The following is a 17819-nucleotide window of genomic DNA, read 5'->3' on the forward strand; positions in this document are numbered from 1 at the left end:
GCGATGGATCAGGCTGCGCTCACTTCTCTGCTCGCCCAGCTTATCGCCAATTGGGAGGATGAGGTGGTGGAGTTCAAGGAGGCTGGGAAGGACTACGACACTGATAAGATCGGGCGCTATTTCTCGGCGCTGTCAAATGAAGCCAATCTGCGCAACGCAGAGCGTGGATGGCTGGTTTTCGGTGTCAATGACAAGACCCGAAAGGTGGTCGGTACAGCCTATCGTCCCGAGATCGAGCGTCTCCTCAGCCTCAAGAACCAGATGCGCGACGGTACTGAGCCGAGTGTCACACTTCGAAACATTCATGTACTGATCGACGAGGATGGGCACCGGGTCATTCTCTTTGAGATCCCTGCCGCACCTCGTGGCATGCCCATCAGTTGGAGCGGGCACTATTATGCCCGAGCCGGCGAAAGCCTAATGCCCTTGGGGCTCGACAAACTCGATGAGATCCGCGGCCAAACCATTGCTACGGATTGGACGGCACAAGTTGTTGAGGGGGCAACGCTGGCCGACCTTGACCCAAAGGCGATCTCTGTTGCGCGAGAACGATTTGCAGAGAAGCATGCACGGCGGGTCTCGCCAGAGGAAGTGGCAGGCTGGAGTGACGCTACGTTCCTCGACAGAGCGAAGGTCACCCAGAATGGCGCGATAACCCGCGCAGCACTGCTGCTGCTTGGCAAGATGGAGGCGGCAGGGAAGCTAAGTCCGCACCCGGCCGAGATCACCTGGAGCCTGCGCGGGGAAGAGCAGGCCTATGAGCATTTCTACCCGCCGTTTTTGCTCACATCCTCCGAGGTCTTTGCCCGCATCCGGAACGTGCAGATCCGCATCCTGCCACAGGACCAGCTGCTGGCGCATGAGGTGTCGAAATATGACCAAAGCGTGGTTCTTGAGGCCCTGCACAACTGCATCGCCCACCAGGACTACACCCGCAACGGCCGTATCGTCGTCACCGAATACCTCGATAGGCTGACTTTCGAGAGCGAGGGCGGTTTCGTGGATGGCGAGCCCACGGATTATGCCACTGGTGCCCGCTCGACCCCGCGCCGCTATCGTAACAGCTGGCTGGTCCAGGCAATGGCCGAGCTCAATATGATCGACCAGATGGGGTATGGCATTCAGCGCATCTATGAGGCGCAGCGGAGGCGGTTCTTCCCGTTGCCCGATTATGATGTGAAGGATCCGACCGCGGTCAGCCTGACAATTCATGGCCGCGTGGTCGACCCCGCCTATAGCCGCTTGCTGATGCAGCAGACCGAGCTTGATCTGGTCGATGTCGTCAATCTTGATCGGGTGCAGAAGAAGCTGCCCATTACCGACGATGCCATCAAGCACCTGCGCCGCCGGAAGCTCATCGAGGGGCGCAAACCGAACTTCCATGTCTCAGCGACGGTGGCAGCGGCAACTGCCACGATGGCCGACTATGTCCGCACCCGCGCCCAGGATGATGAGTTCTATGCGAAGCTACTGACTGACTATCTCGCAGGCGCAGGCCGTGCCACACGTCGGGAGGTCGACCAGCTGTTGCTCGACAAGCTGAGCGACGCCCTCACGCCCGAACAGCGCACCAAGAAAATTGCCAACCTGCTTACCAAGCTGCGGCGGCAGGGGGTGATCGTGAACAAGGGTCCGCGGGCGGCGCCGCAATGGATGCTTGCAGAAAGAAATGCGCGATGATTGCGGCCTCTTGCAGAAAGGTCGTGCGGATAAATCCTAGGGATTCCGTCGTTTCCCTCTTTCTGCACAGTGGAAAATTCTCTCTCCAAAGTTATGAATGCAGAAAGGGCCTGCGTCGGCGATGAAGCTCAAGTTCAAGGTTCAGCCCTACCAGACCATGGCCGTCGACGCGGTCGTCGATTGCTTTGCGGGCCAGCCCTTCAGCGTCGGTCCGGCCTACAGGATCGACCCGGGCAAGCGGAACCAGGCAGAGGCGTTTGACGATGAAGGGTTCCGCAACCCGGATATCGCGCTCACCGATGCGCAGTTGCTGACGAACATCAACGCGGTCCAGCGCCGACAGAATCTCCCCCAATCGCCATCCCTGACCAGTTTTGTCACGCGGGATGCGAAAGGCAGGGCGGTGCCCGCTCCGGCTGCCTATCTCAAGAATATGGCCGCCGCCGCACCGCTTCATCTCGATGTCGAGATGGAAACAGGGACGGGCAAGACCTACTGCTACATCAAGACGATGTTCGAGCTGAACCGGCGCTATGGCTGGTCGAAGTTCATCATCATCGTCCCGAGCATCGCCATCCGCGAGGGTGTCGCCAAGTCGCTTTCGATCACAGCGGAGCACTTCACCGAGACCTACGGGAAGAAGGCCCGCTTCTTCATCTACAACTCGAAGCGCCTGCACGAGCTTGAGAGCTTCTCGTCTGATGCCGGACTGAACGTGATGGTCATGAACATCCAGGCCTTCAACGCGAGCGGCAAGGATAACCGCCGTATCTATGACGCGCTCGATGACTTCCAGTCACGCAAGCCGATCGATGTGATCGCCGCCAACCGGCCGATCCTGATCCTTGACGAGCCGCAGAAGATGGAAGGCAAGGCCACGGTCGAAGCGCTTCCCAAGTTTCGCCCTCTGTTCATCATGCGTTATTCGGCAACACACCGGACCGAACACACCAAGATCCACCGGCTCGATGCGCTGGACGCCTATAACCAGAAGCTGGTGAAGAAGATCCAGGTCCGGGGCATTGCGCTGAAGGGACTGACCGGCACGACGGCCTATCTCTATCTCGAGGGGATTGAGACGGTCGGCCGCGGCAAGGGCGGCCCATTTGCCCGTCTGGAGATGGAGATCAAGGACACCACCGGAACGATCAAGCGCCGGCTGAAACGTCTGAAGTTCCGCGATGACCTCTACGATCTGTCAGGCGGGCTCGATCAGTACCGTGACTTCGTCGTGTCGCAGATAGATGCCACCGCCGACACCGTCGAGTTCACCAATGGGATCACGCTTAAGGCTGGCGAGGCTTATGGTGACCTCTCGGAGAGGGACATCCGCCAGATTCAGATCCGCGAAACGATCCGCGCCCATCTTGAAAAGGAGCGTCAGCTCTTCGCCCAAGGGGTCAAGGTGTTGTCGCTATTCTTCATCGACGAGGTGGCCAAGTACCGCGACTACAGCCGCGACGATCAGAACGGCGAGTATGCCCGCATGTTCGAGGAAGAATATGCCGAGGCTGTTGCGCTTGTGCTCGCGGAACTACCTCTCGAAGAAGCAGCTTGGCGGAAGCACCTCGAGGCGATCCCGGTAGCCAAGACACACGATGGCTATTTCTCGATCGACAAGAAGACCAAGCGGTTGAAGGATCCAGAATTCAGGGTCATCAAGGACGAGGAAACTGGAAAAAAGACCGAGAAATCTGATGATAGCGACGCTTATGATCTGATCCTCAAAAACAAGGAACGGCTGCTCTCATTCGAAGAGCCGGTCCGTTTTTTGTTCTCGCATTCTGCGCTCCGGGAGGGTTGGGATAACCCGAACGTGTTCGTCATGTGCATGCTGAAGCAAAGTCTCAACATGATCTCCCGCCGGCAGGAAGTCGGCCGCGGTCTCCGACTGGCCGTAGACCGGTTTGGCGATCGGCTTGATCATCCCGCGACCGTCCACGACATCAATATTCTCTCGGTTATCGCGAGCGAAAGCTACACTGATTTCGTAGCGGGACTGCAAAAGGAGATCGCCGAAAGCCTCTCCGCCCGGCCGCGCAAGGCGAGCCAAGCCTTCTTCGTGGGTAAACAGCTGCACACGCCGGAAGGGCCCGTGACTGTCACCGACCAGATGGCGACGCAGATTCACCGCTACCTGATCAAGCACGACTACATCGACGACGCAGATCAGATCACGGACACCTATTATACCGCGAAGGCCGAGGGCACTTTGGCCGTGCTGCATGACGATCTGGTCCCGTACCAGGCTGAGGTCTTCAGCCTGATCGACAGCGTCTACAGCGATGCAGCTCTTCCCAAGTTCGAGGACGGACGGAAGCCCAAGCGCAACCCGCTGAACGACAATTTTCACAAGGGTGCCTTCCAGGAACTCTGGAGCCGGATCAACCGAAAGGCCGTCTACCGCGTGGAGTTCGACACGGCGGAGCTGATCCAAAAATGTATCAGTGCCCTCAACAGCGAACTGCGCGTGACGAAGCTGCAATACACCGTGCAGACGGGGATCCAGTCGGACAAGGTCACCGATGAGCAATTGCGGGATGGAACCGGCTTTACCGTCACGCGCAGCGAAACCGTCCAGGCCGCGTCGGCCCGCTCGGCGGTGAAGTACGATCTTTTGGGGAAAATCTCAGAGGCGACCGACCTCCTGCGGCAGACCGTGGCCCAGATCCTCACCGGCATCGAGCCTGCGATCTTCGACCAATATCGCGCCAATCCCGAGCACTTCATTTCTGAGGCGGCGCGGCTGATCAAGGAACAGAAGGCAGGGCACCTGATCGAGCAGCTCGTCTACGATCCGATCGATGAGCGTTATGACGCCGACATCTTCACGGCGGCGGAGATCGGCCAGGATTTTTCGCGGGCGACCGATCGGCTGAAGAACCACGTCTTCGACTATTGCATCACAGACTCAGGGGTCGAGCGCGACTTCGTCGGGGAGTTGGATACAAGTGCGGAGGTCGAGGTCTATGCGAAGCTGCCACGCGGCTTCCTCATCCCGACTCCCGTTGGCGACTACAATCCCGATTGGGCTATTGTGTTTCGCGCCGGTGCTGTGAAGCACATCTATTTCGTCGCTGAAACCAAGGGGTCGATGTCGTCACTCGCGCTTCGAGATCTCGAGCGGGCGAAAATCGGTTGCGCCAAGAAGTTCTTCGCCAAGCTGGCGGAATCGAACCCGACGCCCAATGTCAGGTACGGGGTAGCTGATAGCTACAACAAGCTGATGGAGATCGTGACGACTTAAGAAACACCAGCCAGCAAAGCTCGACGTCATTGGCGGTTACGTCGAACCCTATCCAAGCCTTTCGCAACCACCATCAATGCCGCCAGGCTACCGTGATGATCGAGCTGTCCCCCGCAACGACGAGGTAGACATTCCGGAACCGCTCATGCCCCGCGATCGCAGGCCCCATGTAGTGGGCGTACCGTTTCCACGTGGCTTTGGTGAAGCTGTACGATCTGCATTCGCCTCCGAGAAATCGCTCCTCGCCAAAGTCGATCAGCGCATCGATGATGAACTGCGGGACGCAGCGCTCAGCCTGCCGTCGCTGGCCGTGCCTAGTTTGTGGTGCGGCGCCACGACCGGCTAGGGTTCCGGCTCCAAATGGGCTCTTGCTCATAGCGCGCGACCTACTCACTCATATCAATGAGAAGATCACCAAATAGCTCTGCAATCTTCTCATCGTGCAGAGCTTTTTGCTCACGCATCCAGGCCAATCTTGCCTCCGCGGCATCTGCACCGCGCAGGTTTTTCGGTAGCCGAGCGAGTTGGACAGCACCTGTCAAGATCGACCTCGCCAGTTCTATATCGCCCTGCGCGAGGACCAATGCCTCCCCATTTCCAACGTCGTAACTCGGGCTGCGCCAAACCGGCCACACGTCGAGCGAAGGTGCGTCGTCGCCATCCTGCCGCACCTCTTCCATGCGCCGCTTCAGATGGTCCACGAAGGGGTTGTCGCATTCCTCGTCATAATCCTGCGGCACGAAGGCATCCTCGATCTTCGTGCTCTCGAGAACGTAGGAGGCGCGAAGATCCTTCTTGCGGATCGAGATCTCCTCTTGGGTCTCCACTTCTTCCGCCTGCCAATCATGCAGGAACCTGCCGCCGAGGTGAGAGAAATGACGGCCCATTTCACCAACGGCGTCACGCCGGGCGCTGAGTTCCGCGAGCCGATTGCTGCGTTCGAGCAGGCTCTCGCGCGCGACAAGGTCGAACAGCAGCGGCGCCAGTTCGAGAATGGTTTCGCGGGTTTCGTTGTAGCGCATGGCGACAAGCTCCAGCGCATTCTGCGCCGCATTCGAGATGCTGAGGTCGAGGGGCGCGCGATCGTTGAAAAAGTTGCGCGCCTGATCAGGCTCGGGAGGTGTGAAAAGGTCCACAGGCTGGCACTTCAGGGTGCTTGCCAGTCTCTTGGCCGTCTCGGTTCGGGTGGCGCCTGCTTTCCCGTTTTCAATTCGGGTGATGGTAGCGCGGCCGACGTGGGCCGCATCGGCCAACGCTTCGGCGGTCAGTCCAGCTTCTTTACGCAGGAAGATCAATTTATCCGGGTTGATGGTGCTCATAACGTCCTCCTGCCTCAATAATGAGCCATTCCGACGCCATAACAACAATCATCTATGCCTCATTTTTGCGGAAAGCAGGGTTACCGCCCCCGAGTCAGCCCGCAGATGGATCACGCAATGAGCCAAAAGATTGGTTTCTTGATCTGTCGGGGGATCATATCTCTTCCGCGATTGATCCAATGGCTCATCAGGCGTCAGTCGGTCACATCACACCAAACTTTCACCGCCAGAAGCCGTCCTGCCTCTGCCCGTACCGGTTGTCATAGTCTTCGCGCTGGTCGTAGGCGCTCTTGCGAATACCCACCTCGACCCGCTGACCGCCGGCATTGCGGATGTGGAGATCGCGCAGATCAATCTTGTTGCGCAGCGCCCAGTCCTTCGCCTCGCGCTCGCTGCCGAAGGTTCCGGCATCTTCGTAATCGAATGCCATTTCATGCTCTCCTTGATGTGTTGATTGACGGTCTGTAAGATTGGATGCGCAGGATCATGCCGATTGCCTCTGGGGCCTGGCCGATCGGGTAGTGGCTGATTGGCGAGCCCTGAGCCGTGAAGGGTGCAGCCGCACTATTTTCCGGAAGACTGTTGCGCACGCAGCCGCCAGCGATCCGGCAACCACTGAGGCCAGGATGGCCAAACCGAGCGCAACCCATTCCGGTCCGGGGAAAGGGCCAGGCTGGACCCCAACCGGCTCAGCGACGCCGGGAGCACCAACCCCTGTTGCCTTGGTAAACCCTTCCGTTACCGGATGCGAAACGAGAGAAATTGGCTCACTTGCAGAACCTGATTCCGCACCGGACATCGCTGGATCTCGTCGTAGCATGACTCATCTCCTATCGGCTGCGTTCGATGCTGCGTTCGGGCAGGTCGATCTGAGGTACTGACCGCAGGCTGTCCCTTGCCACATTGGGAAGCGGCGCGAGGCTGTCGCCACCGGCGCGCAGGTGTTCGGGGATCTTCGGGCTGAATTCAGCGGACGTGCGCTTCGCCTTGCCCTCATCGACCTGCTTCTCGCCAAGGGTCTCAAGCGCGCTGGTCTTGTCGCCGGGGTTGCGCTCGATCTGACTGAGCAGACGGTCCTTGTCGTTGGTGACGATCGTGATGTCGTCACGCACGCGGGTCATCATCACAAGTGCAAGGCGCTGGTTGGAAAGATTGCGAGCGGCCGAGTGCATCTCGCCGATCGCCATGTCGCGGGTATCGCCCTGCGCCTGATGCATGTTCAGCGCATAGGCGAGACCCATGCGCTCGAGCATCCGGTCGTTCTGCTTGAGCTCGATGGTGTCGCCTTGGCGATTCTCGACCGTTACGACCCCGTCCTTGATCATCAGAATCCGGGCCTCTTCGGACTTCATCAGGCCGCGAGCGGTGTCCTTTTCGTTCCAGCGGACCTTGTCACCTTCGTAGATCGTCTCCCGGTGCTTCTCTGAAAGTCGCAGAGCATCGCGCTTGTCAGCCGGGTCGATGCTGGAAGGGTCGAAGCGCTTCAGCTTGCCCTGTGCATCGCGTAGCACCACCCTCCCCTGACCATCGGTGCCTTCAACGTCATAGCGCCCGCACGCCAGCCCCCCCGGAGCGTTGGCACGCATGACCTCGAGAACCTGGCCCTTGTCGTAAGTGTTGGCATAGCGCAGCTCTTCGCGTGTCGCGTGGGCCGGTAGCAGTGTCGTCAGCTGTATGCCCTCGCCCTTCAGCGCTCCTTCGGCTTTCAGCCCCTCCTGCACCATCCGGTTGAGCGCGCCGCGTGCATCGCGCCCTGCAGAGTATATCGCTGTGCGCGCCCGATCTTCCGGCGACAGCGCTAGCCAGTTTTGCGCCGTGACCCGAAGATGATCATGCCCCGCCTCGATCACGCGCTCGCCAAGCGAGGCAAAGCTTTCCCTGAACTGTCCTGCCCTCGCAAGACCGGCGGCTTCCTGCATGTGGGGGGTCCGCTGGCGCAGGCTGGTGTCGAGCCGGGCCATGGCCGGATTGTCGGCCTGGATGAGTGCAAAGGCTTTGCCCGCCTCGATCGAGAGCAGCTGCGCCTTGTCGCCCACCATGATGACTTTCTCGGCGCCAAGCCGGTTGGCGATGGTGAGAAGGTCGTTCATCGGCTTGTTGGCAACGAGCGAGGCTTCATCAAGAATGAGAACTTTGCCTGCGACCGCGTTGCGCGATGCCTCGAACTGCGGCCCTGACCCACGGAGTGCGCCGCGCAAGTGCTGGTTGATGAACGAGGAGACCGTCTGCGCTGCGATCCCGGCTTGCAGCACTTCGCCGCCGCGGCCGCGAAGCTGGGTATCGTTCCGGAGATCGCTTACCATCTTGTTGGCAAAGGCAAGGCCGATGACCTCCTTGCCCTCCTGATGGGCGACGCTGGCGATGGCGGAAATCAGAGTCGTCTTGCCGGCGCCCGCGACGCCCTGGATCACCACCGTCCGGTCATCACTGCCAAGCGCGAGTGTGCCCGCGGCGATCTGCTCGCCATTGAGTGGCTTTTCGCCTGCGGCATCTCGCAGGCGTGCCGGGGCCTCGCCCATCGCAATCATGGCTGGACTGGCCCCCTTCCCTCGCGCCACGTTGTCGAGTGTCGAGCGCTCGATCATTCGGTGTTCGGGCGTGGTATACCGATCAGGCACGCCATCGATCCGGGTGCTTTTGCCTGCGAGCACCTGGCCGCCCTCCAGCAGCCGCTGCATTCGGGCTTCGACACCTTCGGCGGTTACGCCCTTGAGGCCAAGGTCCAGCGCGCTCTTGACGAGCTCGGCTCGCGTCCACGAGGTTTCTCGCTCACCAATCATGCGAATGGCCGAAGCGGTTGCCATCTCAGTGCGCAGCTGTGTTGGGGTCAGCAGGGTCCGCGCCAGGCCATTAGTCGTGAGTTCGTCAGCCGGACGCGTATAGATTCGGGCATTCGCGCGAATGTCGTTGATCGCCTCGCGCACGCGCTCGGCGGTGCCAAGCTTGGCTTCGGCCGACAGCTGCGAGCGCGACATAGCCTGTTCGGCAAGGGCCTTGGCGTCGAAACCAAGACCTTCCGCGCGCCGCGCCCATTCTGCCTTGAGCGCCTGCTTGTCGTCGGGATTGAGCTTGGGATCGCGGGTCCGCTTGGTGATCTCGCGCATCGCTTCGGTTTCGGTCGGACTGCGACCCAACCTCTCCGCGGTTGCCAGAATGTCCTGACGCCTCTGGCTGAAGGCATCGATCACGTCGCGCGGGACACCCTTGATCTCGAACTGCCCGTGCTTGCCGGTGATTTCTGTCTGGTATCCCAGCTTCTCGAGGTTGCTTCGCAGGGCCGCGTTGTAGATCGAGCCGAGGACCGAATTGTTCTTCCAGATCTCGCCGTTCCAGAGCGCTTTCCACTTGCCCGCCTTGTCCTGCGTCATCGCCGCGATCACAGCATGGGTGTGGTTCTGCGGGTCGAGCTTGCGGCTCGTATCGTGCTGGAAGAGCGCGTAGACGAGGTTGCCGGTCCTGACCGGTTCGCCATTGCCATTCCGGGAATAGTCCCGCGCTTCTGCGAAGTGCTTTTCCAGATAGGCCATGACAGATTTGACCGCACTGGCTTGCGCCTCCAGAACGCGCTTGTCGCCCCCCAACTGGATCATCAGACTGGCCGATTTCGGCATCGAGAAAGTCAGGTCAATTCCGGCGCGGCGGTTGGCATTGGCATTGACGATGCTGCCGTCGGGAAGCTTGCCATCGAGCAGCTTCTCGAAGTCGTCCTTCGAGACTGGCCCCTTGAGCCCGAACGCCTCGGCACCCTTCCCGCCCCACTCGCTGAGCTCAGCCGGGCCATCGCCAACATAGTAGTCATCCTTGGCGAAATAGTTGGCTGCGCCTCCAGCAGATCCCACTGATGCGACCGAGAGCATGTCAGGCCCCTTCCCGAGGCGTTGACTGGAACATCGGACGAGCGGCATCACCCAGCAGAAGCCAGGCTGGATCGACAGTGAATTTGATGCAGACAAGCGCGACGAGAGTGGCTGGCGGATCCCTGTGACCGCCTTCATAATTCTTGACCGTCTTCACCGCGATTCCGAGGTCCGAGGCGAACTCGCCCTGCGTCTTGGAAAGCGCCGCTCGCAGCGTCCGCAGCCGTAGGCCGAAGGCAACGCAGGATGCTGGTGCCGGCTTCCGGACAGTGATGTGAACCGTCATCGTTCCGGCTCCTGATCGTCATCAATCGAAGGCTCTGCGCGGCGCTTGTCCTCGGCCCCGAAGCCATGGATGTTTTCACGCTGGATCTCGCTCTCCTGGCCCGCATCCCGCGCATCCCTGTCGCGCTGCTGTTCAGTACGGTTCCGCGTGAGACCAGATCGCTCCTCGACATCCTTCAAAGCAAATTGCTGCTTCTCGCGTCTGTCCTTCTCGCCAGACTTGCTGAACTTGAAGGCGCTGTGGGGGTCGTGATCGCGCGTCGTTGGCCCAGCGCTCTCTTCCTCCTTGCGCTGTTCGCGCAGAATTCGCTCAGCCTCTTCGACGGTTCGTTCGACCGATCGCTCGATCTCCTCGCGCAACCTTTCCGCTTCCTGCTCGGCATCGGTGCGCTCCGCATCGACGGGCTTTTCAGACCGCTGCGGCTGCCTGTCCGGACCGTTCTCCTCACCTGCCCTCATCAGCATCTCTGCGGCTTGCTCGGGCGTTGGAACATAATCTGCCGCGCGCATATCCGTGACACGCACGAAGCCGGGCGCGCGCGCCTTATAGTCTTTCCAACTGAGCTCGATCCGGGCTGCCGGAAATCCGTCCGGGAACTTCACAAATCCGTGCATCGATGGAAGGTTGGAAATGTCGTCCGGGAAGACGAGTTCGGCCACCTGGGTGCGCGGGGTGATCGTCGAAGCGTCCCGGTTGCTGTTGTACCCGTAGGAATAGGCCTCATCCATCTGCCTGACCTCGCGCCGGCCAATAAATTCCGAGCAGCGCTGGGCAGTGGCCGGATCGGCCAGTTTAAGGATCAGCTTGGTGCCAGCGAGAGACGTGAGATGCGTCGCGCCATTCTCCCCGTAAGTGTCCTGCAAGGCACCGAAGGAATGCATTCCCAGAATAAAGGCACCGCCGACCCCTCTGGCGGTCTGAAGGCCATTCTCGATAGCGGGCAGACGATGGAGCGCATGGACTTCGTCAATGAGAAACCAGGTGCGCAGATTGCGGGTCCGACCCATACGAAACAGGGCGTTGACGGCAATGTCCATCCACAAGGTCAGCAGCGGCCGATTGAGCACAAGGTCTGGGTGGGTCGAGGTGATGAAAAGGATCGATCCTTCCTTCACATCCTCGGTCATCCACTTGTTGATGGAGAAGCCGGGTCTGCCCTTCGGTGGCTCGGGCAAGAAGCGGAACACGTTGGCGTTCGCATTGAAGGTTGCCCGGATGGCTTCAGCCATCTTTGCGGCTGATGGCGACATCAACGGCGCCGCGATCGTTCCCTCGAGATAGCGGCTGATTGTCTTGAGGTCGGCGTGCATCAGGAAGTAGGCAAGCCCGCCGTTCGAGCGGATGCCGAGCTTGATCATCTTCATGCACATCTCGACAAAGATTGTGCGCGCCGACTTCTGCCAGAAATCATCGTCCGCATTGCGGCCGCTCGGGACCAGCGCGCTGGCGGCACTCATGAACTCGGCATAGTTGTCGCAATCGTTGAAGATCGACCATGGCTGGCAACGCTGATCCATCGGATTGAGAATGAAGTCAGTGGTCTCGTCGTAGAAGCTCTCGACGAAGGTCCCGGTGAGGTCGAAGATGACGCACCGATGGCCCCGCGCACGCGCCTGGGTAACGATCTTCTTCAGCTCGGTTGTCTTGCCTGCACCAGTGGTGCCGATGAACATCGCGTGACTCTGCTCAAGACGCCAGGGGAAAGGGATTCCAGCGAGCCTGTAGGGCTGGTGCAGCCCGCGCCTCGTGCGGCTCTTGAGGTCCTCTTTGAGAACCGCGTCAGGGTCCTCCGCTGGAACCCGGGCAAGGCATTCCTTTTGATGCTCGTTCCAGTTGTAATGTTTGATCGCCGCAATGAGCACATCACGCTCGACCTTGACCGCACCGCGCTCATGGCGCTCGGTGAGAATTTCTGACCCGCGGCGCCGCGAATAGTCAAAGAACCAGATCGTCAGCGGGACGCAAATGAAGACCGAACCCAGCATGGCCGAGACGGTCACCTGAATGGCCTTTCCCCATGCCGCCATGACGGCGGGATGAAAGGGCACCATATGCATCCGGCCCTGCACCATATCGCCCGACGGGAGGGTCAGGTTGACGGACTTCATGGGGTCCAGTCCGACCCAGTTCCAGAACTCGGCAAGGACCCGCATTAGAACAAGGTTCACCTCATGGTCTTTGAAGGTGATCGCAACGAGCAGGGACAGCAGACAGAGCGTTGTCCCGGCCCATGTGTAAAGAGGGATACGCACCCCTGCCCAGGTCATCAGAATCTGATGGTGAAACAGCTGCGATCCGCGAGTGAAATTGCCGGCATTTCGCTTCACTTTTCCGCGCGCGGAGTCGTGAGTTAGCGTGACGGCTTTCTTGCTGAAACGGATGTCCTCACGCATGGTATTCACGCACGTTGCGCAGAGCCATATCGATGAGCTCGTTGACGTCCTCGGGGTATTGCCGTTCAACCAGAAGCGACAGCGCGAGCTGAGTATGCTCGAGGATCGTCAGAGCGCGTTCGGCATTGAGCGCGATGCCAAGGTTGAGGAGGGGGAGGCCAACGGCAATCGAAGCCCGGATCGCTTCAGCCCGCGAAACACCCTTGCTGGTGGCAAATGCATCCAGCTCGCGCAGCACCTCCTCGGACAGACCGATGCCGATGCCTTTGAAGACTTTACCCATGCAAACCTCACAAGGTTATGCATGGCTTGGATACCGCAGCAGTTCTTATACCGTAGCCGAAACGCCATGAAAAGCGCTTTGCGATCCGAAACATGTTGCGGCGCTATATGTCTGATTTCACGACCTTTAGACGTTGCCCGTCGGTGCCCGAAACATGTTTCACCGCTCCCCAGGGTCGCTAATTTCCGCCTAAACTCCTGCAATTACACGAGATTCGTTCCGAAACGCCTTACGGTCAAACCGTGTTCGGTGTGCTTTCTCAGGGACTTGGCGGCTATGTGCTGAGATCAAAGGTTTGGGGGGAGTCGCATGTCGGAGGTGGCATTCTGGAAGGAAGCCAGGCCAAAGGCCGGCGTCACCCGATAGCGGAGACTGCACTGCATCGACGACGATCGGCAGTGCCCGTCTCGAAGCCTCAGTTGCGGGGTGTCATCACGATTGTCCACGAGGGCGCAGAAGCATCAGACAAAAAAACGTCTCGATTTGACCCCACAGATGACTATCATCTGCCAGTCAAACGAGACGCGAGGAATAGGCCTTATGGTGTCAAAGGTTGAACGCGAGCGCGCTGCTTTGGAAGCCGCTGAAAAGGAGCTGGCAGAGCGGAAGAAGAAGCTCGCGGAACTCGAACAGGAAGAGGCGGAGAAGCAGCTGGCCAGGCTGGTGCGAAAGGTGGGGCAGGATCGTGCAATCCAGCTCCTCGAGCTCGCCGTGAAAGTGAAGCCCAAAGCAGCGGTTGATGCTCTGGCAAAGCTGGCGTGAGACGGGCGTAAGAACAGGGGCGTTTGGGTGCGGATTGCCGCACCCGTGAGGCTCAGTATTCGTCGTCCATCTTCCCGGCTGCGGTGTAGACGATGTCGTCGATCAGATGCAGCGGAAGCTCACCATAGTCCCCTTCCTCGATCAGCAGATATGAGCCGTCTCCGACCCGGACCACGTGCACATCGAAGAAGGTGTGATAGGAGCGCCGTTCTGCCTGCATGATCTTCTCATCGAGTGCGATGATGTCGGTATCGATCTGACGGATCGTGGCGGTGTCAGCTTCATAGGCTTCTGCGGTGTAGCACATCGTTGCCTCCTGTCATTGGCGGCTCGTCCGCCATGCCATGAAGCAGCGCTCCGGATGTGCTCGGGTCACCGGAGCGAAGCGGAGGCTGGACCGCAAACTGGTCGAGTGGTGCGGAAGTCCGCTTGCGGACTTCCCGGTCGGCCTGTTTGTGGTTGACCCGGGCATGTCCGGAGTGCTCATGGCGATGGTGGTGGACGGGCCATTGGCATGAGGCTGAAGTCGGATTTACACCGCGCCTTGGGAGCGTTGCCACCCTCGCGCAGAGCGCTGGTTCCATAGCATGCGAAAAGGGCACCACGGCTTGAAGCCGGGCACCCTTTTCCCTTGCCGAACGAACGGGAGGCTGTTCGTCGATCGACCTGAAACTGGTTAGCGCTGTGTATTCAGAAACGGGAGCTAGATTGCCATTCAGCGGATAAGCAGTGCTTCACCTGAGGACGCGCTCAGGACGCCCATTCCATTGTTGGAAACTGTTCGCCGCAATCGGTGTATGCAAGGACCGAAAGGCTTTCGAAGACGGTCTCGATCTGGGCACTGCGAAAGGCTTCAGCGGTATGGTGATCGCTAAGCAGGGCACGTAGCGCATCCAGCGAGATTTCCCCCTCTGAACCGTCGCTCTGCCCCAGTGCCCGCACAACCTTGGCGGCAAGTTCTGATGGCAGCAGGATGTCGCGCGCAAGGGCGATATGCTCGGAGACCATGATTGTGATCGGGGAGGGTCCGCCGGGGCAGTGGACACGCAGCATTCGCCCAAGAAACTGCGCCTCCTCGACAATCGCAATTACCTCGGCGCGCCAGTCAAAGCAGGCGGCAAAGCTTGCGAGGGAAAGAGAGTTCGCGTTGACTTCGAAGTTGAGCGGTGCAGCCGAGAATTCGTGGCTCTCGGTTTCGATGTCGGCATGGCCCGCGTGCAGCCGCCGCATCAAGTTTGCGAGCTCGAGCGCGGATATTTCCGCAGGTTCGGAATAGAGCCGAGTGGTCTTGTCCTTGACCCTGAAAGTGACGAGCATCTTTGCCTCCTGCTGCTGCTCGCCACCTTGCTTTCCCCCTCCTCTTTTAGGGGTGAGGACCGGATAGTGAGCGGGGCCATTCCCACCGATCTCGGGCAGCCCTTTTGCATGTTCCAATCGGCGCTAAGCATCAGGCACCAGCGGGCTTCCTCCATGACGGGCAAGGTGGGTTCGATGCCCCCTGAGCCCGTGCTCGCACGCAAGAAGAATGGAAGGCCCCGGTCAGAGCCGGAGCCTTCCATAAAGCGCTCATGCGAGGCTGCGTGAGCCTGGCTTGCGCTGATCACTGATGCGCCGGATGTGGAGCGGCACTCCCGCCTGGCGGAGGCGCTGTGCCAAGTTGGACTGGATGCCGGAACCTTCGCCGACAATCGCCTCGACCGGCCCCAGCTTCACGATGTTCTCATTGCGCAAGAACGGGGCACGGTTGCCGTGACGACGATCGGGCATGAAGAGGATGGTTTGCACCCCGTTCCGCTGTGCCCATGCATTTGCCATGGCATCGACACCCTTGCGCATTCCGGTCGTCCCAAGAACCATCGTTGGGATGCGGGCCTTGATGTCATCGAGGATCTCCCAGATCATCTCGAAATCATGCCAGTCCTGCTGGCCGCCAGAGACGATCACTAGCGGCCCATCGGGCTGGAACTGTGCCCGCCGATCTCTCGCCCGAGCGGCAAGGTAATCCTGCGCCTGGACCTGCGAGGCGGTCACACCATTCTTGCTGACCTGCGACCCGCGCGTGGCTGTGAATACCCGGCCTGTTTCGACCCGGTAGACGTCGGCAGCATGGTCCCGCATTGCCTCGAGCGCTTCTCGGCATCCTTGCAGCGTCTGGCAGAGCGCTTGTGTCTCCTCGAGTTCCACGGCGTAGATCTCCGAAGGATCAAAGTGACGAACGAGCTCACCCAGCTTCTTCGCGGCATCGTCTTCGCGCCCCTCGGCCAGACGGGCGGTCATGTGAAACGAGTTGACCATCCCCCAGGCAAGTTGCTGCGCGAACTCCTCCATGCGCGTGTCTTTGAGGACATCGAAGATCGTTCCGATAGCCATCTCCACGGCGCGGCGCGCCATGTCGGGATCGGGCATTTCAGCTGCGATCGGTTCATCGATGATGCTCAGCTTGGCAAGATCGCTGTGCTCGACAAAGGCACCGTCGTAGGATTCGACGATACCGTCACGGCTGTCGGCGAGTTCGATGCGCGCATTGGCGAGATCAGCGAAGCTGTTGAATTTCTGCATGGGTAGCCTCCGATTGTTGAAATCGTCCCCACATCGGGAACGGCCGAAAACTCATCGGTTGGGAGGCGTGCAGTCAGGGACGGCGAGCGATGCTCGCCGCCGCCGCAGCGGGCGTGGGGGTGCCGATTTTCTGCGCACTTGCCGCAAGCGCAGCGCAGCGGGCACGTGTGCGGAAAATTGGGGGAACCGCGATCCTTGACGAGCGCCGGAGACCGATATGTTTCGGCAAGTGTTCCTGTGTGTGGAAGAGACGTTCCCGCCCCCGAGCAAGAGACGAAGGCAGGACCGGTCAGGCGCCTCGGCGCCACGCCGGGCCGCCCCTTCGGCCCTGCGCAGGGGTTACAGCGGGAACACCGCCATTCCATTGTGCGCGGATGCGGTGGCAAAGCCGATCGGCCTGAGCAGCCAGCGCTGCTTGATTGCGCTAACCGGCTGCGCGCTTCGTATGAGATGATCCCGAGAGGGATGCAGTTTCGCAGGACTTTTCAACTTGAAGTCGGCCCAGCGACTGTTGTCACGATTCGCCTGATCGTTTAACAGATGAGCGCTCCCGGCAGGAGCATGACGCCCGTCTCCAAGCCAAGCTGTCGATCAGCACTGCCGCGATATCTCACAATCCCTTGCAACATGTTGTTCGGGCTTGAGCGCTGGTGGTTGACGGGTGACGCTACATTTCAAGCCGCGGAGAACAGTCATGTCGATTGCAAAAGTGCGGCCGTCCAGTCTGGCCAACATCAAACGCCTCGCGAACCAGCGCAAAAAGCGAGATGGCATTCCCTACCGACAGGCCCTCAACTCAGCCGCGCAAAGTGCAGGTTTTGAGAACTACGAGCACGCGCGCACTAGGATGTGCGACAAGTCGTTCCAAGTATTCCTGACCGGTTACTGGGAAGACCTGGAGACGTTCCAGCGGGGTCGTGAATCTCTGCCCGTCACCCTATCGCGGCCGCTCTTGAAACTGGTTTCGAAAGCCGAGCTCAAGCTTGTCGGCGGTCTCGCATCCATGCGCGTGGCTGCACCCGACCATCTCGTGAAAGACATGGTGGGGCCTACGCGCGAATATGTTCGCGACAGCTTGTGCAAGGCAGCGCGAGCTCTTCGTTTCATGGAGATGACCGGTCTACGTCCTTGCGACTACCGCGAAGCTAGCCGCGCCATGGCTGATCTTGATGAGGAACTGCCCGGCAAAGACCATTCGAGCTATTGGAAACTGCCGGCCAGCGGACAGTTCATACTCATCGACGAGCCCTATTCCGGACCGAGCGTGAGCGATGAACGGGCAGCGTGGGCAAAGCGAAATGATTGGGATCTCGTCGCTGCAGACTGGCCTGGTCTGTACTTTCCGTATCGCTGCACCCTCTTCGTCGCTTCCAAGCGTACTGAGGACTTCGATTTCCATGCCTTGGTGAGGACCATCAACGCACTGCCCGCTC

At 59.8% G+C, this 17819-nt stretch carries 14 protein-coding genes; 5 read left to right on the forward strand and 9 right to left on the reverse strand.

Annotated features, from left to right (window positions below):
* The first annotated feature begins 3 nt into the window (after nucleotides 1–3).
* On the forward strand, nucleotides 4–1680 hold the full coding sequence (locus Q0071_RS15855; RefSeq protein ID WP_298171525.1) for an RNA-binding domain-containing protein: 1677 nt from the start codon (nucleotides 4–6) through the stop codon (nucleotides 1678–1680).
* A 121-nt stretch (nucleotides 1681–1801) separates the two neighbouring features.
* Nucleotides 1802–4927, forward strand: coding sequence for a DEAD/DEAH box helicase family protein (locus Q0071_RS15860; protein WP_298171528.1), 3126 nt, complete (start codon nucleotides 1802–1804; stop codon nucleotides 4925–4927).
* A gap of 386 nt (nucleotides 4928–5313) precedes the next feature.
* Here the strand turns inward: Q0071_RS15860 and Q0071_RS15865 are convergent, their stop codons facing one another.
* The 6 genes from Q0071_RS15865 to Q0071_RS15890 form a co-directional block, all read right to left on the reverse strand.
* Nucleotides 5314–6246, reverse strand: coding sequence for a helix-turn-helix transcriptional regulator (locus tag Q0071_RS15865; RefSeq protein ID WP_298171531.1), 933 nt, complete (start codon nucleotides 6244–6246; stop codon nucleotides 5314–5316).
* Between the two features lie 220 nt (nucleotides 6247–6466).
* Nucleotides 6467–6676 (reverse strand): hypothetical protein, encoded by a 210-nt coding sequence (locus Q0071_RS15870; protein ID WP_072384193.1) that lies wholly within the window; start codon nucleotides 6674–6676, stop codon nucleotides 6467–6469.
* 400 nt (nucleotides 6677–7076) lie between these two features.
* Nucleotides 7077–10103, reverse strand: a complete 3027-nt coding sequence (gene mobF, locus Q0071_RS15875; RefSeq protein ID WP_298171535.1) for a MobF family relaxase — start codon at nucleotides 10101–10103, stop codon at nucleotides 7077–7079.
* A gap of 1 nt (nucleotide 10104) precedes the next feature.
* Nucleotides 10105–10389: a helix-turn-helix transcriptional regulator gene (locus Q0071_RS15880; RefSeq protein ID WP_052241798.1), complete on the reverse strand. Its 285-nt coding sequence runs from the start codon at nucleotides 10387–10389 to the stop codon at nucleotides 10105–10107.
* The gene (locus tag Q0071_RS15885; protein WP_298171542.1) at nucleotides 10386–12782 is read right to left on the reverse strand and encodes a type IV secretion system DNA-binding domain-containing protein; all 2397 of its coding nucleotides are present in this window, start codon (nucleotides 12780–12782) and stop codon (nucleotides 10386–10388) included. Before Q0071_RS15885 ends, Q0071_RS15880 begins: the two co-directional genes overlap by 4 nt.
* Complete coding sequence (locus Q0071_RS15890; protein ID WP_022675496.1) at nucleotides 12775–13065, reverse strand: hypothetical protein; 291 nt, start codon at nucleotides 13063–13065, stop codon at nucleotides 12775–12777. The genes Q0071_RS15885 and Q0071_RS15890 overlap by 8 nt, the downstream gene beginning before the upstream one ends.
* A gap of 495 nt (nucleotides 13066–13560) precedes the next feature.
* Between Q0071_RS15890 and Q0071_RS15895 the strand changes: the two genes are divergently transcribed.
* A complete protein-coding gene (locus Q0071_RS15895) occupies nucleotides 13561–13827 on the forward strand; it encodes a hypothetical protein (protein ID WP_022675497.1) in 267 nt (88 codons plus the stop codon).
* A 52-nt stretch (nucleotides 13828–13879) separates the two neighbouring features.
* On the opposite strand, the gene Q0071_RS15900 is transcribed toward Q0071_RS15895, so the two are convergent.
* Nucleotides 13880–14134 carry a hypothetical protein gene (locus tag Q0071_RS15900; protein WP_022675498.1) on the reverse strand — a complete coding sequence of 85 codons (255 nt, stop codon included), beginning with the start codon at nucleotides 14132–14134 and terminating at the stop codon, nucleotides 13880–13882.
* Nucleotides 14135–14171: 37 nt separating this feature from the next.
* Between Q0071_RS15900 and Q0071_RS15905 the strand changes: the two genes are divergently transcribed.
* Entirely contained in the window at nucleotides 14172–14345 is a 174-nt protein-coding gene (locus Q0071_RS15905; RefSeq protein WP_156135669.1) for a hypothetical protein, read from the forward strand.
* A 232-nt stretch (nucleotides 14346–14577) separates the two neighbouring features.
* Here the strand turns inward: Q0071_RS15905 and Q0071_RS15910 are convergent, their stop codons facing one another.
* Both Q0071_RS15910 and Q0071_RS15915 read right to left on the reverse strand, forming a co-directional pair.
* The gene (locus tag Q0071_RS15910) at nucleotides 14578–15144 is read right to left on the reverse strand and encodes a hypothetical protein (protein WP_298171553.1); all 567 of its coding nucleotides are present in this window, start codon (nucleotides 15142–15144) and stop codon (nucleotides 14578–14580) included.
* A 249-nt stretch (nucleotides 15145–15393) separates the two neighbouring features.
* Nucleotides 15394–16386: a DUF2493 domain-containing protein gene (locus Q0071_RS15915; RefSeq protein WP_298171555.1), complete on the reverse strand. Its 993-nt coding sequence runs from the start codon at nucleotides 16384–16386 to the stop codon at nucleotides 15394–15396.
* Between the two features lie 694 nt (nucleotides 16387–17080).
* Here Q0071_RS15915 and Q0071_RS15920 point away from each other — a divergent pair.
* On the forward strand, nucleotides 17081–17819 hold a 739-nt coding region (locus tag Q0071_RS15920), incomplete at its 3' end, for a hypothetical protein (RefSeq protein ID WP_298171558.1).

Origin of the sequence: Novosphingobium sp. (assembly GCF_027486195.1) — a bacterium.
GTDB lineage: Bacteria > Pseudomonadota > Alphaproteobacteria > Sphingomonadales > Sphingomonadaceae > Novosphingobium.